Genomic DNA, 22,629 nt, shown 5'->3' on the forward strand with positions numbered 1-22,629 from the left:
GGTGACATTTTAATATCAATATAGCACTGTCAGGTTGAGCACAGTCGAATCCTAATTATGAACCTCGTAATTTAAAATTAGGATTTTAGTAGAAATTAATTATGAAGTATAAACTAAAATTGAAAAAATAGCTAGCATATGTGATTTCTCCTTAAAAGTCGAAATGACATTCGTTTTCTGAAGGTAGATACAATCAGAAATTTAAATTAACTAAATGTCAGTTCGATCGCAGTCGAGAAAGAACTATACTTGTAAAGCTAAAAACATCCTCTAGACTCCGCTCGAGGTGACATTTTTAGCTTTAAAAAAGTGCTCTTAGATTCTTCTAATCTAATTTCTCAAACTCCGAATTCTGAGACTTATATTCTGGCACAAGTAACTTTAGTAGTGATACGCATTCAAAAGGGGTACTATTGGCTGTTTCATCTGAAAGCTTTAAAATAGTTTGAAAAACCAAATCTGTATCTACTGTTGCTGTATTAGCAATCATTATTTTTTGATGGTAAGTTGACTTTGTATTTTCTCCATCTGCCAACAATTCTTCATATAACTTTTCTCCGGGTCGTAAGCCTGTTATTTTAATATCTATATCATCAGGATATTTTAACCCAGATAAAGAAATCATTCTTTTTGCCATGTCAAAAATCTTAATAGATTTGCCCATATCAAAAATATAAACTTCGCCACCAACACCCATTGTTCCTGCTTCTAAAACCAAACTACAGGCTTCGGGTATGGTCATAAAATAACGTGTTATTTCTTTGTGTGTAATGGTTAATGGCCCACCATTATCTATCTGTTTTTTAAATAAAGGCACTACAGAGCCATTAGATCCTAATACATTTCCGAAACGAGTGATGGTAAATTTTGTTGTGTCAGTTGTTTCACTTAAGCTAGTTATGTACATTTCTGCAACTCGCTTTGTAGCTCCCATTACATTCGTCGGATTTACGGCCTTATCTGTAGAAACCATTACAAATCGCTCTGCATTGTATTTTAGAGATAAATCGGCAATGTTTTTAGTTCCTAAAACATTAGCTTTAACAGCCTCGTATGGGCGATCTTCCATTAAAGGAACATGTTTATAAGCCGCCGCATGAAACACTTTTTGAGGTGTATACTTCTTAAAAATAGTTTCCATTTGTTGCTCATTTCTCACATCAGCTACTAAAGTTTCAAAATTATTATTTCCTAACTGAAATAGCTCTTGCTGCAAATCGTATAAAGGAGATTCTGACTGATCAACTAAAACTAGTAATTTTAGATCATAATTCATCAATTGCCTACAAATTTCACTACCAATTGAACCTGCTGCTCCTGTTACCATAACAACATTATCTATTACCTCTTTTCTTACTACAGGATTTTTAATAGAGATCTTTGTTCTGCCTAATAAATCATCAATATTAATTTTTTTAATTTGATTTATTTTTAAATTTCCCTCTATCCATTGAGATAAAGGGGGTACAATCTTTACTTTTACCCCTAATTCTAATAACGAATCTGTAATATCTAAAAGTCTTGTTGGTTGAATGTTTTGGATAGAAATAATCACCTCTTTTATGTGATTGTCTTCAATAAAAGTTTTGTCAATTTTACTCGGATTGTAAATTTTTATTCTATCAATCTTCTTATTTATTTTATTTGTATCATCATCAATAAAACCATAAACGTCGTAATTTAATTTTTTTTCTCTATTTAAAGTTCCATATGTTATAATCCCAGAATCCCCAGCACCATAAATCATTACATTAGTAACAGATTTTAATTCTGTAGAGATAATATCAAAAAAAGACTTGAATATAAAACGACTAATTAATAATGTAAAAATGGAAACTAAATAATGAATTAAAATGATTGATTTAGGAATTGTAAAGTTTTTTTGAAAAAGAAAAAACTGGTTTAAAAGTACTATACAACTTAAAAAAAAAATAAAAATAGAAACTGCAAAAAAGACATTAAAAGCATCTTTTGGCCCCGTGTGTCTGATAACTCCTTTATAAGAACCCACCAAAAGAAAACTAAATAAAGCAACAATAGCAACCACTGGTAGTTGATTAATTAGATTGTAAATTTCGAAATTAAAACTAATATTAAAACGAATGATATAGGCTATAACAAAAGAAAGACAGACTAATATAATGTCTATTAATAAAACAACCCACTTAGAAGCGTACTTATTTAAAGTTTTTAAAAAGAATTTTTTAATCATTGTGTTACTAACATATTTTACAAATTTACAATAATTTATTTTTTTAATCTCAAAAAATTGATAATAGACAACTTTCTTTCTTTAAGTTTAAATAGCTCATGTTTTTTTGAATTAAATTGAATTAATAACTTTTAAAACTCTATTTAGATCTTTTTTTGTTAAATTAGACCCTGAAGGTAAACATAAGCCTATATCAAATAAAGTTTCAGAAACCTTATTCCCATAATAGGGATATTTCTCAAAAATTGGCTGTAAATGCATAGGCTTCCATAATGGGCGAGCTTCAATATTTTCTTTTTCTAATGCTAAACGTACATCTTCTCTATTAAAATTATTCGATTCGCTTACCAATACTGTTGACAGCCATCTATTTGCAAAATAACTGGCTGGTTCGTTTAAAAACGTGAACTTATTTTTATCTAAATTATTAAAATAGAAATCGTAATTGCCTCTGCGTTGTTTTACTCTTTGGTTTAACACTTCCATTTGACCTCTTCCTATACCTGCACAAATATTACTCATGCGGTAATTGTAGCCAATGTAAGAGTGTTCGTAGTGAGCAGCATCGTCTCTAGACTGCGTTGCATAAAATGCAGCCTTTTGCTTTGCTTCAAAGGTATTGCACACTAATGCACCACCACCAGATGTAGTAATTATTTTATTACCATTAAAACTAAATATACCAAAGTCACCAAACGTTCCACAAGCTCGTCCGTTTATGGTTGAGCCCAATGCCTCTGCGGCATCTTCAATTACTTTTATATTGTATTTATTTGCTATGTCAGCAATTTTATCCATTTGAGCTGGCATACCGTAAAGGTGAACCACTATAATCGCTTTTGGCTTTTTACCTAGCTTTATCCTGTCTATAATTGCTTCTTCTAAAGCAAGGGGGCACATATTCCATGTATCGAATTCACTATCTATAAAAACAGGAGTTGCTCCTTGGTATAATATTGGGTTAGCAGAAGCAGAGAAAGTAAAAGATTGGCATAGAACCTCATCACCTGCAATAACATTGCTCATTATAAGCGCCAAATGTATTGCTGATGTTCCTGAACTCAAAGCTGTTACTTTCTTGTTTTCACCGATATATGATTCTATATCAGACTCTAAACCATTTACGTTAGGACCTAAAGGGGCTACCCAATTAGTATCAAAAGCTTCATTTACAAATTTTTGTTCTGTACCTCCCATATGCGGTGAGGATAGCCATATTTTATGTGTCATTTATTAAAAATAGTTTTTATTATTATTTGAATATCTAAAAGTAAGTTTTTTTTATAATAATACTCCAAATTCATTTTCACCTTATCTGGAAAAATAATATAATCATTATATTCCTTTGGTTTTTTTTGTTGAGCTAATATACGCTCTTCGTTTTTGTATTTTAAAGCTGCTAGACTAGTTAAACCTGGTTTTAATTCTAATATTTTTCTATTTTCTCCTTCGAGAGTATCATAATAACCTGGGATATCTGGCCTAGGCCCAACAAATGACATTTCACCTTTTAGAATATTTATTAATTGCGGTAGTTCGTCTAATTTTGTTTTTCTTAAAAACTTACCTAATGGAGTTACAACTCCATTTTGCATAGTCTTGATTTTATAAATGGAAAAAGGTTTACCATATTGACCAATTCGAGTTTGCGTAAAAATAAAACATGATTTAAAGTAATATATTACTAATAGTAAAATAATTAAAATTAAAAAAAACATCAAAATAGGTACCATCAAATGTTTTATTAATTACATTTTACAACTTCAATATTTCTTATAAATATTGATTTTCTTAAATTATTGTTTTCATCTCTACTCCTAAAGTCAGAATAAACAATTAAAAAACTATTTTCTGAAGTAGCTAATAAATTGTTATAACCACAAGAAACTTGACCTTTTAAGTTTTTAAAACGCAGCATTTCTATTAGGTCTGACCAAACAAGGTTGTCTTCTTTTGTATCTAAAAATCGTACTTGTACACCTGGTCTTCCATAAGATAATACTAACATATCATTTTCTAACAATAATAACTGTGGCAAAACACCATTATTTGTTATTGCCTTAGGTTTTAACCAAGTTCTTCCTAAATCACTTGATACAGTCATGTACATAGGTGCTTCTTTATAAGTGGGGGAAGATCTTAATATACAGACAATTTTATTGTTTTTTAAAACTTGAAAAATAGGTTCTGTATAGCCCAAGTAAGTTCTATCAAGCTTAATTTCTTTATCGTATACCTCATTTACATAAAAAGTTATGTCACTAATTTGTTTCCAAGAACCTCCATTATCTTTTGACTCAAAAAAAGCGACACCAGATGAGTTAATTTTTTTATCACCATTATTTTTAAAGTAAGGATACTGGCAAGTAATTAATGTACAGTTATTAACTTTTGCCATTTTACCCCATAGTTGATTTGGAAAAACCCCTTTATAAGAATATTTTAAAGTATTAGGTAGATATTTTACTGGAGAACTTATCAAAACAATTGAATCTTTATATGATTTTACTTGATTAAAATTAGTGAATCTACTTTCTAAGGATTCAACCTTATAAAACTTAAAAAGAGCTTCTTTTTCTCTATTTGCTTGTGAAGTTTCTGTATTAAATGTATTAGAATTATACTCAATGGCAGTAGTGTTAAGCTCTGCTTCTTTGTATTTATTAGAATAGAGTTTTAACCTGCTATTATCTGATAATAAAACCCCTTTATCATATGGTGATTCCTTGTGCCTAAAAAACCATGTTTTACCAGCATTTTTAGAGTATTTCCACTTTTTTTTGGGTTTTGCCAAAATGTCATCTTCATTCATATTCCAAACCACCGCTAATTTCTCATCATCATTTTTAAACAACCTTGGAAATTGAACAAAGCCCCAACCTCTTGTTTTTTTAGCTTGATATACTAATGTTGGTTCATCTAATTCTATATAAAATTTATTTACTTTATTTACCCTGTAATTTATTCTCATAGAGTTATTAAATACTCCAACACCTCTTTTAACGCCAGTAGTATAAACTTTGTTTAAGTGCTGATTCCAAACAATTGTTTTTATTGAATCTTTTTTAGCAGAAAAAACCTGAGAAAAAAGAACGTTTGTATTATGAAGCATAAAAAAGATACTAATTATTAATAACCGTTTATAAAATAACATCATCCTAATTTTATATTGAAGGTATTTGTTCTGTATTTCTTTTACAAAACTAGGGAAATTATAATACTCTAAGACTCATTTTTTTGTTCTTTATGCGTGCCAATAAACGTTTCCATTGTGGCGTCAGTATCTGAACTAATACCAGATTTATTTAACACTTTTTTAATTGTTAAGAATATTATTTTTAAATCTAATAAAAAACTTAAATTATCAACATACCAAACATCTAATTCAAACTTTCTTTTCCAAGAAATTTGATTTCTACCATTTACTTGTGCCCAACCTGTTACACCTGGCCTTACCTCATGTCTTCTTTTTTGCCCTGGCGTATATCTTTCTAAATACTTAACCAATAAAGGTCTTGGCCCAATTAAAGACATGTCTCCTTTTACAACATTTATTAGTTGTGGTATTTCATCTAAAGAGGTAGATCTAACAAATTTTCCGATTTTTGTAATTCTCTTATCATCTGGCAGTAACTCTCCTTTAGCATCACGCTCATCTGTCATTGTTTTTAACTTAATAATATTAAAAATTTCACCATTTTTACCTGGTCTTTTTTGCACAAAAAACACACCGCCTTGTTTTATTTTTAAAATAATAAAAACAACCAGTAATAGCGGTGCTAAAATTGCCAACCCTGTAAAAGATAAAATAAAATCTATTATTCTTTTAAAAAAATGTTTATACATTGATTTAGTTAATTAGTTGTCCTTTGTTATTTAGCTTAATATCTTTTTTAATTACCCTTGCAGGATTACCAACAACAATACAATTACTTTCAATGTTTTTAGTAACAATTGCTCCTGCCCCAACTACAACGTGATTGCCAATTGTAACTCCAGGCATAATAATAGAATCTACCCCTATAACACAATTGTGACCTATGCGTGTGTCTAGTTTTAACCCCCTTAGATGGTCATGAGTCAAAATTAAACTATTTGCCAAAACCCAAGTATTGTTTCCGATATAAATTCCTTTTGGGTTTATACTTTTGTCTAACCTAGCTTTATAAGAAATTATAACATTATTGTCAATATTCATTTTATATCTTTTTCTTAATATAAAGGGATAAACTTTTGACAAAAGATTCCAAAGTAATTTTCTCATTATTAGTTATTATTTTTAATAATAGCTCTAATTATATCTTTTAGCGAATTTTTAGGTTTCCAACCTAGACTCAATATTTTATCTGCATTTATCATCGAGCTAGATTTTACAGAGGTATCATCACCGTAAAGTATAACATTATTATTTTGTGGAAGGTGGTTTTTCACTACTTCACAAAACTCTTTCATACTAACATCTTGCCCACCAACATTAAGTGTTGAGTTATCAAGATTAGTTTCTAAAGTATAAGCAATTGCACTACAGACATCTGTAATATCTATTAAATTTGTATTGTTATTTGGGTTGCCTATTGTTGTTTCTTTACCATTAATATAATTACTAATTATGACTCCAAAAAAACCTAATTGCTCTATATTATTGGTATTCAATATTCTAGAAAAACGCAAGTTAATTACTTTTGTTAAAACACTATGCTGATTTATAGAGGTGAAAAAATCTTCAATAATAAGTTTTTGAAAAGCATAACTTGTTTTACTTACCGTGTTAAATTCTTCCGTTTTAGAAATATTCTCATTTTGATCATACACAGATTGTGATGATATATTAATTATTTTTGGGATTTTTGCTTTGGCAATTTTAGGAATCATTTTATATATATACCTTATTGCATCATACTTTAATTCATCATCATGAAATGCAAGTGCACTTACAAAATTTAATAAAACATCACTTTGTGTGAAACAGGCTGTAAGTTTATTATCTGTATCTGCAACTATTTCAAACTTAGCGTCTTTAAATAGTGTGGTATATTTTTTTATTGAGGTTACTCTTGCAATAAGATAAATCTTTGAGTATTGGTTAAGGTTTAGTGTGTTTATAAAATGTTGCCCCACAGAACTTCCTGCCCCTAAAATAGTTGCTATTTTTTTATCAGTTGTACTTTTTATTTTTGGTATTGATGTACAAGCAACTTGCCTTACACCTACTTTATTAATAGCATACCCTTCTATAGATGCTGGTTTATCTAAAAAATTTCTAACTAAATAGTCTACTTCGTTAAAACCTAATAATGCTCTATTGCCTGTTATACCTGTAAATCGCATATTCATTTCAAAAAAGAATAAACCATTTGGTGTAATTCTACCTTGTATGTTTACAGGCCCTTTTACTTTTTTCTCTTCTAAAAACGGTACAAACTTTAAAATTTCGTCTAAATACTCAAAAGTAGTTGGGTTTATTGGATCTACAAAGACAGGAACTCCATTTTTTAGTGTATTCTTAGAGATAAAAGTAGCTGTATGCTTAGAATCTTTATTCATTAAAATTTGGATAGAAATTTCTGATTTCTGAATAAAATCTCCATTTTTAACCGCTTTTTTTATTGCATCAAAATTTGGATCACTCTCTTGCGGAAATAAATAGGGTTGAATTATATCTTCTTCTTTTAAACCTTTTAAATCTTCTATTGTGTTTACAATACTAATCCCTTGGGAAGCAGAACCACCACTTGGTTTTACTATAGCAGGAAAAATACTAGTATCTATATTTAAATTAAATTCTTTTACAGAAAGTGTTGGTACAATTTTACAACCTCTTGAAGCAAAATAGGTATACCAATCTTGTTTATCTCTACTTATTTCTGTAATAGTTGGCTCAGAAACTAAAACTTTTATACCATTACTTTCAAATTCGGTTAAATTTTTAGCAAACAATGTTAACTCATGATCATGACCTGGTATAACAATATCTATATTATTTATTTTACAAATTTTTATAAGTTCGCCTATATATCCCTCTGCATATAAACTCCTTACTGTGTAAAATTTATCACAAAAACTATTTGCATAAACATTTCTGTTGCCATCACAACCAATAATTTTATAATCTCTTTTTAAGTTTAACGAATCTATAATAGATTGCCCAACACCTGAACCTACGCAGGTAACTAATACTCTTATCATTATTTTATTTTAGAAGATTGTTAAATTTACACACATCAAAAGTATCATATATTCCATTTAAATATTTGCTTTTCACTAAACTATTTGAAATAAAACATGAAAAATCCGCTACTTCAAATAAGTATTGAATAGTTTCAATGTTATTGTCTAAAATGTTTTTGGATTTCAAACCATTAAACATAATTTTAGCAACAGGCTTTGCTAAACTTATTGCTTCATACAACACAGATGAATTTTCACCAATAATGAATTGACATTTTAATATTGAAAATAATGAGTCTTGAATATTATCATCTATTATAATATTTATATAATTTTCAAGTTCCTTTATTTGAGTAGAATCAAGTTTCTCTTGAGGATGTAATCTCAAAATAAAATTATAATTTTTAAATTCTGTTGCTAATTCTATAGTGGATTTTAATATTCTTGATGTGATAGATGGAGAGGAAACTACTAAAACACTTTTAGGAATTAAACCAACATTAATTCTACTTAACAACCAGTCTTTATAAGCCCAACCAATTACAACTTGCTTTTCTTTAGAAATTGAAAATTGATTTCCTACCCAAATAGAGCCAAAGTTTAAGAAATAATCTGGATCAATTTCATATTGATACTCCCCCATATATAAATCAGTTTCAGAATGTGTGATACCATGTTGTAACTCTAAAACTTTAATATTATTTTTCTTTGCAACTGCTATAAAAGGAAGAAATACAACCCTATTAACCAAAATAACTTTGTTTATTCTTAAAAATTTTAATGTTATATATGCAAACAAACATTTATTTAAAAAAACACCCATTCTAAGAGCAATGATAAAACTGAACTTTGATGAAAGATTAAAATACTCTTTTGCCTTTTTATTGAGGTTATTGATTTTATTGAAAAAAAATAAATATAAGAAAGGAGAAATTAAGAGTCCTAAAATATTAGATGTGTAATCTATAAAATCTGAACTTGCATATTCTGCGCCTGAATTGTATCTTGGACTAAATTGATTACCACTTAAATTCCTTTGTAACACAATAGATCTGTTTTTGAGATTGCTTTTCTCTATCAACGGATCAGTATACTTATCCATATACTCTTCATTGTACTTAACTAAACGAGGGAAAGCTAGGATTAAAAAATTATACTTTTTATTACTAATTAAAATACTTAGAAATCTAATAAAAGAAGTAAAGTAGCTAGCTATTAAACTAAAAAAATTAAATTTAGTAGTAGAAGTTCTGTTGATATAATTTATCTCTTGTTTTAATTTACCAACCCTAACAGAGAAACGAACCAATCTCCAAACTGAAATACCTAAAAATTTAAAGTCATACAAATTTAGTGCTTTTTCATTATGGTCAATTTCTAATAAAATTTGATTTTCGGTTTTCATATCATAAACAACTTTTTAATTTATTTATTTTTTGAATATGGGATTTGGAATCAAAAAAAGCAATCATGATAAATAAAACCAAAATATAATCAAATAAAGTTAAAAATAACACACTATCTGTATAACTCCTCAAAAGAACAGATAATAATAATCCACTAAAAACAACATTAATTTTGATGAGTTTAAAAAGGGTTATAAATAATATTGGAATAATTAAAAAAAATGCAAAACCTGAAAAATAATGTAATCTAAGATACGAATTATGAGGATTAAGACCATAATGTATAAACCAAATATTATTCTCATAGTTATACCCTGTAAAAAAAGTTATAGAATTCATGCTTGAAAGGTAAGCATTCTTTAAAATGTCTCTAGATGGAGAATCTATTCCTCCCTTGGTAAATTTTTCAAAAAGTTCAATATTATTGAACGTTAAATAAACTAGATCCCACTTGTAAATTAGTAGAAAAATAATTGGCATTAAAAACATTAATACTGAAATTATTTTTTTGAACTTAGAAAAAAACTTCCATTTAAACCATACAACTATTAATAGAATTAATAGGGTACAAATAATACCCGATCTTCCTATTGCCAAGACTGATAAAATTAAACCTAATAAAGAGGGTAATATTGGAATTTTTTCATTTTGTCTAATTTTAACTACGTACAAAGTAACTAGGTTCATTATTAATATTATAGATAAATAATTCTCACTGACACTATTCAAAATTCCAAATAAACCTTTATTGATAATAAAATAATACGTAGTGTAAAAAGAAAAAATATAAAATGGAATTGATAAAATTTTTGTATTAAATTTATTTGAGTAAATAAAATAAGCTATAATTGGGGATGTTAAATAATAAATAACAAATGGAGTTAATGTATTATTTACTAATTGAACAAAAAAAGTGAAGCAAAATATAACAAATACAATAGCATAAAGTGATTTCGGGACTTTTAGAATGAAAAAACCATTTTTAATCTTTACTCCAAAATAAATAGAAATAAAAAACGTTATTATAAAAATTAATGCACGTATAGGTAAGTTGAAAATATAATATATACTTGATAAAAAAATATAAATTGATAATATTATTGAGTTTTTTCTTACCATAACTAGACATCTAAAACTTTAGAATTTGCAAATATGTTTCTTGCCATCTTAAAAGAGTTAATAAGGCCTTTAGTATTTAAAATGAAAAATAAAATTACTGGTATTAAATAAAAGATGATATAATTATCATACAAAAATGTAATAAACATACTTGATAAAAATGGAATCATCCATTTTAATGGAAAAACATCGAGAAAGGTAGCTTTAAAATTGTTTCTATTGTAAATGATATTTCTTCCATAAAAAGAAACTATAAAAATGTAAATAAAATAAGTTATCATAGTTGCTAACATGACATACTCATATTGAAATTTAAAAAAATTAATAAAAATATAATTTAAAATTAAATTTAAAATTAAAGCGAAAACGGTAATAAAGCTTATCGTTTTCTCTTTTTCTCTAGCAATCATCAAACCCTGATAACCAAATAAATTGGTTGTTATTACTACTGTTAAAGCAGTAAAAACAAATACTTTTCCTGTTGATATAAATTCAGGAAAAAACAATAAACAAAAGGGGTAAAATAAAATAACCACATGCATTGATAAGTGTGAAATTGAAACATAAGAATCTCTTAATGAATCAAGTAACACCACTACGTTTAAATTATCTTTCTGAGAAAATCTATTTAATAATTTGGGAAATATTAAAAACGACATAGATTCAAAAATTAACAAAACAGCTGAAGCTAAAGTAAATGCAAAGGTAAAATATCCAAACTCTTCAATTGTAAAATAATCACTAACAAAAGTTCTAGTAACAATAATAATTAAATAAAAACAGGCATTGTAAATGAATAAATAAAAAGCTTTTGATAAAACTTTCTTAGCTAAATCTCGATTTATAATAGGTTTAAATGAAACTGGGGAGGTGAATAAATAAAACATTATAGAAAGAACAGACGATAGTAAATAAACCCTAATTAATACTATTAACAGTTCCTTGCCTTCAAAAAAAAATATTGATAAAAAAGTTAAAACTGGTAATATTGTTTGATTAAAAGTTATAGCCGATAATTTTCCATATACTCTGAAGATATTAGAAAAAAATAAATTAAAATGGCTTAAAATGGCTATTGCAATAATATAAACTAGATACTGTTCAAATGAATATTTAGTTCCAAAATCTATAGAAAAAAAATAAAGAAAAGAGAAAAAAAATAAAATTAAAGCAGAAAGTATAAATAATAATGTAACACCAATACCAATGACTTGTGAAACATAACTTGAATTATTTTTATTTATAGAAACAATAGCGTTAATTGAATTTGAGATTCCAAAATTCATTCTCAATAAATATTGTAAAACCAACATAACAAAACCCCAAATCCCAAGGTAAAAAACACCTAGAAACCGAGCTATTAATAGAGAATTTAGAAAATGCAAGCCATAAGTTAAATAGCGACTTGATGTATAAATAAAGATTTTGTTTTTAAATAAATTCATAAAATTAAACTATTAACTAACTAGAATTCTGGAAATTTTTACTGACTTAGCATTCATTTTTTTTTAAAATATTTTGAATTTATAAATCATAAAGGGCAGAGTTTTTTTTTAATAATTAATGAGACTACAATTTACCATTCAACAAACTAATAATGTATGAATTCCAATATTTACCATCTTCAAAACAGTTATCTCTTAAAAGGCCATCCTGTATAAAATTAAAATCATTGATAAAAAAATTTAATTTTTGATTATCAAATTCATAAAGTTCCATCCAAATTTTATGAAGATTTAAGTTTTTAAATCCATAATCTATTAATAATTCTGCTGCCTCATTTGCTTTACCGTCGTCACCTATATACATTTCATTTTCTCCAATATAAAAAGAGAAGTCTCCAGATCTATTTATCCAATTAACATACAATAAACCGGCAGCTCCAATGGGTTTTTGAGTATCTAAATCAACAATAGTAAACATAAAGTTAATATGTTTGGTCTTTTGAAGGTGATCAAACCAAGCTTCTTGGTCAGTTAAAGATAGTTCTCTAACCTCTCTAAAATTCTTTCTGAATTCAACAATATTTCTCCAATCTCTTAGAAATGGTAAATCTTGTTTTTCAACAGCTCTTAGGCCAACTTTTTTTCCTTTGATCATAACTTCACTATTTTTTTGGTTAAGTGTTCACCGGCTTCAATATCCATTAATAATTCCTTGCCGATAAGGCTTGTTTTCTCAAAAGGTTCAAAACCTCCCTTAGAAATTGGTCGCAATGAAATTAAATCAGATTCTAAAAGTGTATGCCCTTTTTTTAAATTAGTTTTGACTCTAATACACCTTCTTTGAACTAATTTTGATTGTTCTTCATTTTTTTCAACAATCTTAACACCATCACCTAAAGAAACTAATAATTCATATGATCTATCTACCATATCTCTCCAAGATTTTGGATTCATAGCAAACCCATGGTCAGGGCCTTCTTGATTATTGTTATCAGTAAAATGCTTTTCTATCACTCTTGCTCCTAATGCAATAGCTCCTAGAGTAGTAGCATGACCAGCAGTATGATCTGATAAACCTAAAACAGTATTTGGGTAATCAATAGAAAATTGTTTTAACACATTTAAGTTACAGTAATTATAGTTTTCGATGGACCCAGTGTAATTAGTGTTACACTGCATTAATACTAAATCTTGAGTCTTTTTAAGTGCCATTTTCATAACTCTTGAAACATCTTCATTAGTTGATGCTCCCGTAGCTATCAAAACAGGTTTATTTTTATCAATTATATAATCAATAATATCTAACCAAGTAATATCACCAGAACCAATTTTATAAATATCAACATATGGATCAACTAAATCAACAGATTCAAAATCATAAGCACTTGTGAAATAATCAATTCCTACCTTGTCACATTCATCTTTAAGAATTTTAGTCCAATCCTTAGAGATACTAGCATCCGCATACACTTCAAATACTGATTTTTTCCATTTTGATTGATGTGAAAGTTTCCCTTTCATTTTATCAAAGCCTGTTTTACTTACGATCTTATCTGCTTGAAAATTTTGGAACTTTGCTGCATCAGCTCCCGCCTCTTTAGCTAAATGAATTAATTCAATAGCTTTTTCAAGAGAGCCATTGTGGTTAGCACCTATATCAGCAATAAAATATAACGAATTATCATCTATAATTTTATTACCTAATTTAATTGTATTCATAATGTTCTTTTAATTTTAAAATAGTTTGATCTAAACTTATTAATTCTCTTTGATATTTTTGACTATAATAACTAGAATCTAGAGACTGATCATTTGACCTTTTAGCCCTATCCTTGTATGAGGATATTAGGGTCTTAGAGAGTGTTTTAGTCGGAATATTAAGTTTATCCAACAATTTACATCCAAATTCATATTTAGTACATAATTCACCTGCTACATGGAGAGATTCTGAATTAATATTATCAGTTTTTATTAAAAACTCAATCTCATTTGCTAAATCCCATATTGAAATTGGAGTAAATAAAACATCAGTAAACAATCCTAATTCTTTGCGATCTTTTGCAGTATTAATTATCCATTCTGCAAACCCTACTTTATTGGTATTTAAATTTAAACCAAATATAGTTGTTCTAATAATTGTATAACTTCGGTTGTTTGATGTTTTTAAAAAAAATTCACCTAATTCTTTTGACTTCCCATAAACGTTTTCAGGAAAAACACAGTCTAATTCTTTTGCTAAATGCAGAGATGATGGAAATACAGCATCTGATGAAATATAAATTATCTTAACATCATTATTTGTTGCATTGAGTAACTTTTGAACAGAAATACCATTAATATTAAATGCATCAATAGGATGTTTTTCACAAAAATTCCCATTAGTTAAAGCAGCACTGTGAATAATAATATCAGGATTAGCCCATTGTATTAATTCTAGATAACAATCAGATTTAAGATCAAATTTCATAAACTGGCTATGTTGTTCCTTGAAAAAGGAATTACCCGTTGCATAAACGTTAAATTGATTTTTTAAATCATTAACTAATGATGCCCCTAACATACCTGATGCTCCTGTAATTAGTATGTTTTTCATCAGTTCAACCTTTTAAACCCTGAATGACAAACTGGACCATCTAAAAGAGTGTTTATATTTAATTTCTCCGATTCGCATTTAGAAATAGTTTTATATATTTTATCGAGTTCATCAAAGTAATTACTTAGATGTTCATCTGTATGTTCTGTACAAGCATAAAAAATTGTACTTGCTAAAAAACCTTTTTTCAACATTTCTTGAGTTATAAAAGTCTTGTATTCTAGAGCATTCCTACTATTGAAACTATAAGATGTCATAGCGGGTATACCTGACACTGTAATGTCTAAATTATTTTTTTTTGCGAGTGCTAACCAGCCTTCTTGCATATTTTTACCGGTACAAGTAATTTTATTCCATGATTGCTCTCTTTCCATAACTTTAAGAGTGGCCAATGCTGCTGTAGGTCCAATACGCTCAGTCCAAAAAGTACTACTTATAAATGTTGACTGTGCAGCTTCCATTACTGATTTTCTTCCAACAACAGCTGTTAGTGAATAACCGTTCCCGATTGTTTTACCAAACATTACCATATCTGGTTCAACATTATATTTTTGAAAAATACCACCAAAAGTTTCTCTGAAACCAGATGAACACTCATCAAAAATTAAAACAATATTTTTCTTTGTGGCTAAATCCCGAACTCTTTTTAGAAAACCATCTTTGGGTTCAAAATTCCTTATGACTTCCATTTTTATTACGCCGATATCATTTTTTTCAACTATATCCAAAAGTTCTTCGTAATTATTATAATTAAAAGGAAAAACAGAGTTTTTTAAATTTCTAGGAACACCTTTAGGGCTCAAACCCGCTATTAAATGGCTCGATAAGTCATCACCTCCATTATGATTAGCTGAAAGGTACCAATCATGCCATCCATGATACCCGCAAACTGCAATATTATCTTTTCCCGAAGCTGCCCTGGCAATTCTAACTGCTATGGCATTAGCTTCTCCTCCACTTCTTGCAAATCGAACCATATCTGCCCATGGATTCATCTCAATTAATTTTTCAGCTAAATAAACCTCCTCTGGACAATTTAGTGAACTCATGTTTCCCTTTCGGACAGCATTAAAAACTGCAGAATCAACTTCATTATTTCCATATCCTAAGCTATTTGTGCCAATACCCATTATTGACATATCAATTAGTTCAGTACCATCTAGATCCCAAACTTTACATCCCCTAGCCTCAGAAAAGTATGATGGCCAATTTTCTGGCAAAAACATTTCTGGTCTTTTAGATAAAAGCATGGTTCCTCCTGGAATTATACTTTTTGCTTTTTTATATAAATCTTGACCTTTTCTCATAATTAGTTAATTAAATCATTTTTAATAGATTTTATGTAGCCTTCATTTCTTATTATAGAATTGTTAGTATTACTAATCGATTTATCATTCAAATATAAGTTTGTGTAATTTTCCCATTTTTCATTTAAACCTAACTTGTCAACCAACTTTTTTATTACAACAAAATCGGTAGGTTCATCAACAGTCATTCTAACCTTATTGAATTTCATATTATTTGAATGTATATTTAATACTTTAAAGTTTTTTTTCATATAAGGTGTAACGTGCTCTCTATCGGATAATAAAACTGAATCCTCCCATGCTTTTTTTAGCGAATTAAAACTAAAAACTTCAACGTCTTGTCCATCAGGGTATGATTCAATCAACGTATTTGAGCAGTAATCAACATTTGAATTTACAGTAGCTTCAATAATCATATCAATTAATGAGGAATCAATTAGCGGACAGTCAGATGTTAATCTAACAACAAAATCAGGATTATAAGGCTTTGCTGCTTGGTAGAATCTATCTAAAACATCTTCCTCATTACCACGATAACATGATACATTTAACTTATTAGATTCGAGCTCAATAATATCATCTTTTTTTTTGTTGGTGGTTGCAATAATTATTGAATCTATCTTTTTAGATTGCTTTATTCTATTAATATGAATACTTAGAAGAGTTTCATCCTCAATTTTATTCATAATTTTATCAGGAAATCGCGTAGATCCAGTTCTTGCCTGAGTTATAGCTATAATTTTCATTTTACCAATTAGCAGGGTTTAACAAATTTTCTTCTTTAACGTTAATAGAATCAATATTTTCTATAATATTCTTAAATTTATAATCGCTGATACAACTGAGATTATTTTGCAATTGACTAACTGTGTCAACACCTAATAAAACACCATCAATGTTTGCATTTGAGCAGACATAATTAAGTGCCAAACTATTAATTTCATTTTTATTTACTAATCTTTTTAATTCGAATAAGTATTTTTTTAAAACATCTAGCTTACCATGTATTGTATTTAAATCTTTAAAGAATAAACCTTGTAAAAAAGTAGATCTTGTATGAATTTCAACTCCTTTTTCTTTTGCTTTTAAAAATATCTTTTCTCTTTTAGATTTATTATCTAATAGATTGTAAGGCAGTTGAATTAAATCTATTTCTTTATTTTCAAGAACATCATTAATATTATGATTACTATGAAGTGAAACTCCTATTTTTTTAACAATACCTTTATTTTTTAATTCTAATAATTCTAATTTAAATAAATTAAAGTAGTTCTTAAAATCATCATAGTTGTGAAACATGTAACAATAAAGATTATTAACATTCAATATTTTTAAATGATGATTGATTCTATCTGAAATATTTTTTGGTAAGTCAAGTCTAGCAGAACAGTATTTAGAAATAACGTGAAATTTATTACCAGAAGCTTCGTGATAGTTCCCAATTATTTCATGAGAATTACCATAAGCCTCTGCAGTATCTAAAAAGTTAATATTATTGTTATAAGCATAATCAAAAATAGATTTAACTTCATTAAAATTTGGCTTTCCTTTATTATTATTTATTCCATAATTTAGACCAAATTGGACAGTACCTAAAATAAGTTTACTTTTCAAAATAATCTAAACTTTAAAATTAGAATCTACATGCTCAATTACTAACTCTCTCAGAGTTTCTATAGTTTCCCATTCAGTATTATTTCCTGAGTCATAAGAAAACCCTTCAGGTACATCAACGCCATTAAATGCTTTTTTATACTCCTCTTTAGTATATTTAGAGTAAGGTGAATTTTGAGGTAAAATAGCATAATACCTACCTAAATCAACGGTATTGTATGAATCTGAAGAGGTAATCATTTCTTCGTGTAATTTTTCTCCAGGGCGAACACCAACCACTCTTTGCTCTAACTCAGGTGCTATTGCGCTTGCTACATCTGGTATTTTATATGATGGTATTTTTGGCACAAAAACTTCACCTCCCCATGCTTTTTCAATCGCATAGAAAACCATTTCACATCCATCCTCTAATGAAATATTAAAACGGGTCATTTTATTATCTGTAATTGGTAAAAAAGCTTCTCCATTCTTTTTCTTTTTAAGAAAAAAAGGCATTACTGAACCATTAGAACCCATAACATTTCCATATCGTACTACAGAAAACTTGACATCTCTTTTACCTTTTATATTATTTGCTGCAATAAATAACTTATCCGAAGCTAATTTTGTTGCGCCATACAAGTTTATCGGTGCTGCTGCTTTATCTGTAGACAACGCAACTACATCTTTAACACCAGACTTAAGCGCAGCATTAATAACATTTTCCGCACCATTTATATTCGTTTTAATACATTCCATAGGATTGTATTCTGCTAAGTGAACATGTTTCATCGCCGCAGCATGAATTACAATATCAATATCTTCAAAAGCTGTTTCTAATCGCTTCTCGTCTCTAACATCTCCAATAAAATATCTAATTTGTGGAAACTCACTTTCAGGAAACTCTTGTGCCATTTGAAAATGCTTTTGTTCATCTCTGGATAATATAACTAAACGCTTTACATTTGGACTTCTTTCTAAAATTAATTTTGTAAACATTTTACCAAAAGAACCTGTTCCACCAGTAATTAATATTGATTTATTATTTAAATCCATTTTTCTTATATTTTTTTTTTAATAACAATATATACATTTTCATTTTTGAAAAAATTGCTATCAAGTTAAATTTGCAACTTGATTTTTCATATAAAAAAATCAAGTTTATCTTAATAACCATTGTTTTCTAAATATTTTTAAATATTTTTTCACCAATAAATATCCAATACTAGACACTAACCCTAAAAACACATAAATAATAAGAATAAGAGACCTTTTTGGTGCAGATTTCTTATTTGGCACTGATACAGGTTTTAATACTGTAAACAAGGGAGTATCTTTTTTTACCTGTAATCGCTGTGTTTCTAATTGTTTTGCTAATTCAGAATAGACAGAAAAAGCCAAATCATATTCAGATTGCAACTGTAATAATTTCGATTTACCTAAAGCAGTATTTATACTTGTATTTCTATCTTGAAAACGAGCCAAGGAAATTTTCACCTTATTAAATTCATTTTGCTTTTCGACATAGCGCTCCTTTATATACTGTAATTGCTCTTTTGATTTCTGAGTCTTAAAATAAAGAGCAAAGTCTTGCAATAATTGTTGTGCCTTTAGAGCAAGTTGAGCAGATGCTTTAGCTTCTGGAAAGGTAACCTCAAGAGATACAAAGCCTTCATTAACATTGACATTTAAATTTATTTGAGAAGAGATTAGTTCTATCAATTCATTCTCTCTATCAGAAATGGTAATAATTTCTTGATTATCTTGAGTAATATTCTGTCCAACTGAAGCTGATTTTGAGCGAAATAGCTTAACAACAACTAATGGCAATCCAAGTGTGTATTTTTTTATATTAGCTAACAATCCAGCACTATAAACATTCTCGTAAAACTCTTTATAAGTAACATCGTTTTCAAGATTCTGAATAGTTAGATTAGTCTCTAGAAGGGCTAATTGAAAAGGAATACTCGCTACTATTTGAGGATATAACTCTGGAGAAATCTCTGTATTATTTACACCTCCACCTAGACTTATGCCTGCCAAAGAAGCCAAGCTCCCTAAACCACTGGCTGAGGTCTTCCCTTGCACCAAAGGCACAAAGGTTGTGCTAGCTGTATACTCGTTCTTAGAAAAGATAGCCACAAAAAGCCCCAAGAAGGAAAAAACCAACGTGATTTTTAATATTAACTTACGTGCTTGCCAAAAACCTTTTAAAAGTGCAATGATATCGATCGTATCTTCTGGCTCTATGTATGTGTTTTTATTTTCTTGCATTTTTTTATTAATAAGACAAATGTGTCGGCGAATCTTTTTATTTTACGAGTGTCTGAATTAAAATTCCTAAAGTGGCTAAAGAAGAGGTAATTCCTACTATTTCTGTGGTAGACATACGATCTTTATTTTCACTTTTTTCAGGAACAAAAATAGTTGCTCCAGCATTAATTTTAGGATAGACTTTAAAAAAGAAAAAACTACGAACTGTTTTAATATCTCCGTTTGCATAAGAAACATAAACTTTATTTCTCTTTGCTTTTTGTGCAAAACCACCAGACTTAGCAATGTACTTTCTAAGATTTTGTTTCTTTGTAAAAGGCACTAAAGAAGGTTGTAAAACCATACCTGAAACGCGAACGGTTTGTTGTTTTGTAGGGATTTTTAAGACATCCCCTTCTTCTAAAAATAAATCTACTGCAGACCCTTTATTGTACATGATTTTTTCTAAATTAATTGCTACAGAAAATGATGACTTCTGTTCTAATACCTCTTCGGCTTCAAAATCATCTAAACTTTTCTCAAGTGTTTCTTCTAATTGTTTTACAGAGGTATCATCAACTTCTCTAATTAAAGTAGCTCCATTTAAATAAGCAAAAGGTGTAAAACCACCCGCTCTGAGTATTAAATCTGAAATACGCTCATTTTTTTTACGCAAAACATAACTCCCTTCATAGTTTACTTCTCCTTCGATAGTTACATTTTTTTGAGCCACATAGCCTTTTGCATTTCTAACCTCTACAATATCAAAAGGTTCTAAATAAAAGGGACTGCCGTTATTAATTGCCAAGTTTTTATCCGAAGAGACCGCAAACACATCACTTAAAGTAACAAAACTACCATCCTTTAAACGCCTAGAGACACTTATCTTTTCTGGATCTGCTCCATCAGACAAACCTCCAGATATAGCAATCAAATCTTCTATTTGTAAATTACCTACAAAATCAATAGTACCAGGTTTATTAACCGCTCCGCCAATAGTAAGAGTTCTTTTTTCTCTTAATTCTTCTTTGTTAAAGATTTTTACTGAGTCTTTAGCTTGCATAGCTATGACTTCCTTATCTTGTAAAATAGCATTTACAGAAAAAGGAATATTTTCTTTCTGGGTATCGTCATGTGATCTTACCAACAAACCTCTCTCTAAAAAAGCTTCTGGTGTAATACCTTCCGCTTTTAGAAGCAAATCTTTTAAAGTCATCCCCTCAATTAACTCAAAACTTCCTGGCCTATACACCTCTCCTTCTAGAGAAACTCTATTTTGATAACGATCTAGCACTTCTTGCACCACAAACTCATCGCCTGATTTCATTAAAAACTGAGCAGCTTGGTTTAAAGAAACTTCTTTTACTTCTTTTTGAGAACCGTTGAAACGCTCTATTAACAATAGTTTTGTATAAGCGTTGGATGCAAAACCACCAAAATACTGAATTAAATCGTACAATGACTCTCCTTCTTTTAACTCATACATACCAGGCCTTTTTACTGCCCCTTCAACTGTTACCAAACTCTTATATGGTGTTACTAATAAAACGTCTTGATCTTGTAGTGTTACATTTCCTTTTTGAGTACCAAACAACATGTATTGATAAATATCTAATGTAGCTACCTGTTTATTATTTCTTATTAATTGTACTTCTCTAAAGGTACCCATTTCAGTTGGACCACCAGCAACATACAATGCATTTAAAACAGATGACAATGAATTTAATGCATACGTTCCAGGCGCTTTTACTTCTCCTATAATATTTACTTGTACAGTTCTAATTTTAGAAACCGTAACATTGGTGTAAATTTTAGCATAACTATTTTTTGAAGCGGTAATGCCTGAATGCTTACTTTTTAATTTTGAAAGAATTTTATTGGTCGCATTTTCTAATGTAAATCCATTCACATAAATAAAACCTACACCATTAATCTTGATGCTACCATTGTTGTTTACCGTTGCTACATAAGTAACTTCTGCAGCACCCCACAAGTCAATCATAAGTTCGTCTCCTGGACCAATTTGATAATTTTCTGGAACGGCAATATTTACATTAGGAGCAAAAGAAACTTTAGAATTGGTGAAAAAATCATAGCCAAAAAGCAAGGATTTTTCTTTAAGGATATTTAAAGGTTTTTTTTCCGTAAGACCAAAACTCTCTGTTTCTTTTTCTTTCTGACTTCCTGATTCATTTCTAGAAACCCTTTCTTTTGAATCAAAATTATTTAAAGCCGAAACTCTTCGTTTAAAGGATGCTATTTTAAGAGGAGAAATACCTTGTGCCTCACCTAAAACTGTTAACTGATCTAAGGTATATCCTTTTTCAGTCATTTTAGACCAATAAGCACTTATTTGTGCATCGGACAATGAGTTAACATCTACATTCTTAAGACTCGAAACATCTTGTGAGTACAAAGATACCGAGAAAAAAAAGATCATAATAATCCCAAGGGACAGAAGATTCTTATTCATTTTTACTTTTTTTTACAAAAATACTAATTTTAAGGTCTTAATAAAACTAAATCGAATCTT

The 22,629-nt window shown here is 28.8% G+C and carries 18 protein-coding genes; all 18 read right to left on the bottom strand.

All coding sequences use genetic code 11. The features are described 5' to 3' along the window. Positions 1-325: 325 nt before the first annotated feature. On the bottom strand, positions 326-2,212 hold the full coding sequence (locus Q0678_RS11255) for an SDR family NAD(P)-dependent oxidoreductase (RefSeq protein ID WP_299057922.1): 1,887 nt from the start codon (positions 2,210-2,212) through the stop codon (positions 326-328). A 111-nt stretch (positions 2,213-2,323) separates the two neighbouring features. Next, a complete protein-coding gene (locus Q0678_RS11260; RefSeq protein ID WP_299057924.1) occupies positions 2,324-3,442 on the bottom strand; it encodes a DegT/DnrJ/EryC1/StrS family aminotransferase in 1,119 nt (372 codons plus the stop codon). Then, the gene (locus Q0678_RS11265) at positions 3,439-3,945 is read right to left on the bottom strand and encodes a sugar transferase (RefSeq protein WP_367181520.1); all 507 of its coding nucleotides are present in this window, start codon (positions 3,943-3,945) and stop codon (positions 3,439-3,441) included. Before Q0678_RS11265 ends, Q0678_RS11260 begins: the two co-directional genes overlap by 4 nt. A gap of 11 nt (positions 3,946-3,956) precedes the next feature. Next, positions 3,957-5,324 (bottom strand): sialidase family protein, encoded by a 1,368-nt coding sequence (locus Q0678_RS11270; RefSeq protein WP_299057926.1) that lies wholly within the window; start codon positions 5,322-5,324, stop codon positions 3,957-3,959. Positions 5,325-5,434: 110 nt separating this feature from the next. Beyond that, the gene (locus Q0678_RS11275; protein WP_299057929.1) at positions 5,435-6,058 is read right to left on the bottom strand and encodes a sugar transferase; all 624 of its coding nucleotides are present in this window, start codon (positions 6,056-6,058) and stop codon (positions 5,435-5,437) included. Between the two features lie 4 nt (positions 6,059-6,062). Further along, entirely contained in the window at positions 6,063-6,410 is a 348-nt protein-coding gene (locus tag Q0678_RS11280; RefSeq protein ID WP_299057931.1) for a DapH/DapD/GlmU-related protein, read from the bottom strand. A gap of 68 nt (positions 6,411-6,478) precedes the next feature. Then, a complete protein-coding gene (locus tag Q0678_RS11285; RefSeq protein WP_299057934.1) occupies positions 6,479-8,398 on the bottom strand; it encodes an NAD-dependent epimerase/dehydratase family protein in 1,920 nt (639 codons plus the stop codon). 4 nt (positions 8,399-8,402) lie between these two features. Next, positions 8,403-9,785 carry a hypothetical protein gene (locus Q0678_RS11290; protein ID WP_299057936.1) on the bottom strand — a complete coding sequence of 461 codons (1,383 nt, stop codon included), beginning with the start codon at positions 9,783-9,785 and terminating at the stop codon, positions 8,403-8,405. 1,122 nt (positions 9,786-10,907) lie between these two features. Further along, the gene (locus tag Q0678_RS11295) at positions 10,908-12,350 is read right to left on the bottom strand and encodes an oligosaccharide flippase family protein (protein WP_299057938.1); all 1,443 of its coding nucleotides are present in this window, start codon (positions 12,348-12,350) and stop codon (positions 10,908-10,910) included. 124 nt (positions 12,351-12,474) lie between these two features. Next, positions 12,475-13,005, bottom strand: coding sequence for a GNAT family protein (locus Q0678_RS11300; RefSeq protein ID WP_299057940.1), 531 nt, complete (start codon positions 13,003-13,005; stop codon positions 12,475-12,477). Continuing rightward, positions 13,002-14,069 carry an N-acetylneuraminate synthase family protein gene (locus Q0678_RS11305; RefSeq protein ID WP_299057942.1) on the bottom strand — a complete coding sequence of 356 codons (1,068 nt, stop codon included), beginning with the start codon at positions 14,067-14,069 and terminating at the stop codon, positions 13,002-13,004. The genes Q0678_RS11300 and Q0678_RS11305 overlap by 4 nt, the downstream gene beginning before the upstream one ends. Further along, positions 14,056-14,943, bottom strand: a complete 888-nt coding sequence (locus Q0678_RS11310; protein ID WP_299057944.1) for an SDR family oxidoreductase — start codon at positions 14,941-14,943, stop codon at positions 14,056-14,058. The genes Q0678_RS11305 and Q0678_RS11310 overlap by 14 nt, the downstream gene beginning before the upstream one ends. Next, a complete protein-coding gene (locus tag Q0678_RS11315) occupies positions 14,943-16,250 on the bottom strand; it encodes an aminotransferase class III-fold pyridoxal phosphate-dependent enzyme (protein WP_299057946.1) in 1,308 nt (435 codons plus the stop codon). The genes Q0678_RS11310 and Q0678_RS11315 overlap by 1 nt, the downstream gene beginning before the upstream one ends. A 2-nt stretch (positions 16,251-16,252) precedes the next feature. Continuing rightward, positions 16,253-16,996 carry a glycosyltransferase family protein gene (locus Q0678_RS11320; protein WP_299057948.1) on the bottom strand — a complete coding sequence of 248 codons (744 nt, stop codon included), beginning with the start codon at positions 16,994-16,996 and terminating at the stop codon, positions 16,253-16,255. 1 nt (position 16,997) lies between these two features. Further along, entirely contained in the window at positions 16,998-17,864 is an 867-nt protein-coding gene (locus tag Q0678_RS11325) for an aldo/keto reductase (RefSeq protein ID WP_299057950.1), read from the bottom strand. A 6-nt stretch (positions 17,865-17,870) separates the two neighbouring features. Then, positions 17,871-18,899, bottom strand: a complete 1,029-nt coding sequence (pseB, locus tag Q0678_RS11330; protein ID WP_299057952.1) for a UDP-N-acetylglucosamine 4,6-dehydratase (inverting) — start codon at positions 18,897-18,899, stop codon at positions 17,871-17,873. A 105-nt stretch (positions 18,900-19,004) separates the two neighbouring features. Next, positions 19,005-20,117 (bottom strand): Wzz/FepE/Etk N-terminal domain-containing protein, encoded by a 1,113-nt coding sequence (locus Q0678_RS11335; protein ID WP_299057954.1) that lies wholly within the window; start codon positions 20,115-20,117, stop codon positions 19,005-19,007. A 37-nt stretch (positions 20,118-20,154) separates the two neighbouring features. After that, the gene (locus Q0678_RS11340) at positions 20,155-22,569 is read right to left on the bottom strand and encodes an SLBB domain-containing protein (RefSeq protein WP_299057956.1); all 2,415 of its coding nucleotides are present in this window, start codon (positions 22,567-22,569) and stop codon (positions 20,155-20,157) included. Between the last annotated feature and the right edge of the window lie 60 nt (positions 22,570-22,629).

Origin of the sequence: uncultured Polaribacter sp., from assembly GCF_947497125.1 — a bacterium.
GTDB lineage: Bacteria > Bacteroidota > Bacteroidia > Flavobacteriales > Flavobacteriaceae > Polaribacter.

Coding starts and splice junctions, on each gene's coding strand:
- Q0678_RS11255 (WP_299057922.1), bottom strand. CDS start 2,212: ATGATTAAAAAATTCTTTTTAAAAACTTTAAATAAGTACGCTTCTAAG.
- Q0678_RS11260 (WP_299057924.1), bottom strand. CDS start 3,442: ATGACACATAAAATATGGCTATCCTCACCGCATATGGGAGGTACAGAA.
- Q0678_RS11265 (WP_367181520.1), bottom strand. CDS start 3,945: ATGGTACCTATTTTGATGTTTTTTTTAATTTTAATTATTTTACTATTA.
- Q0678_RS11270 (WP_299057926.1), bottom strand. CDS start 5,324: ATGCTTCATAATACAAACGTTCTTTTTTCTCAGGTTTTTTCTGCTAAA.
- Q0678_RS11275 (WP_299057929.1), bottom strand. CDS start 6,058: ATGTATAAACATTTTTTTAAAAGAATAATAGATTTTATTTTATCTTTT.
- Q0678_RS11280 (WP_299057931.1), bottom strand. CDS start 6,410: ATGAATATTGACAATAATGTTATAATTTCTTATAAAGCTAGGTTAGAC.
- Q0678_RS11285 (WP_299057934.1), bottom strand. CDS start 8,398: ATGATAAGAGTATTAGTTACCTGCGTAGGTTCAGGTGTTGGGCAATCT.
- Q0678_RS11290 (WP_299057936.1), bottom strand. CDS start 9,785: ATGAAAACCGAAAATCAAATTTTATTAGAAATTGACCATAATGAAAAA.
- Q0678_RS11295 (WP_299057938.1), bottom strand. CDS start 12,350: ATGAATTTATTTAAAAACAAAATCTTTATTTATACATCAAGTCGCTAT.
- Q0678_RS11300 (WP_299057940.1), bottom strand. CDS start 13,005: ATGATCAAAGGAAAAAAAGTTGGCCTAAGAGCTGTTGAAAAACAAGAT.
- Q0678_RS11305 (WP_299057942.1), bottom strand. CDS start 14,069: ATGAATACAATTAAATTAGGTAATAAAATTATAGATGATAATTCGTTA.
- Q0678_RS11310 (WP_299057944.1), bottom strand. CDS start 14,943: ATGAAAAACATACTAATTACAGGAGCATCAGGTATGTTAGGGGCATCA.
- Q0678_RS11315 (WP_299057946.1), bottom strand. CDS start 16,250: ATGAGAAAAGGTCAAGATTTATATAAAAAAGCAAAAAGTATAATTCCA.
- Q0678_RS11320 (WP_299057948.1), bottom strand. CDS start 16,996: ATGAAAATTATAGCTATAACTCAGGCAAGAACTGGATCTACGCGATTT.
- pseB (WP_299057952.1), bottom strand. CDS start 18,899: ATGGATTTAAATAATAAATCAATATTAATTACTGGTGGAACAGGTTCT.
- Q0678_RS11335 (WP_299057954.1), bottom strand. CDS start 20,117: ATGCAAGAAAATAAAAACACATACATAGAGCCAGAAGATACGATCGAT.
- Q0678_RS11340 (WP_299057956.1), bottom strand. CDS start 22,569: ATGAATAAGAATCTTCTGTCCCTTGGGATTATTATGATCTTTTTTTTC.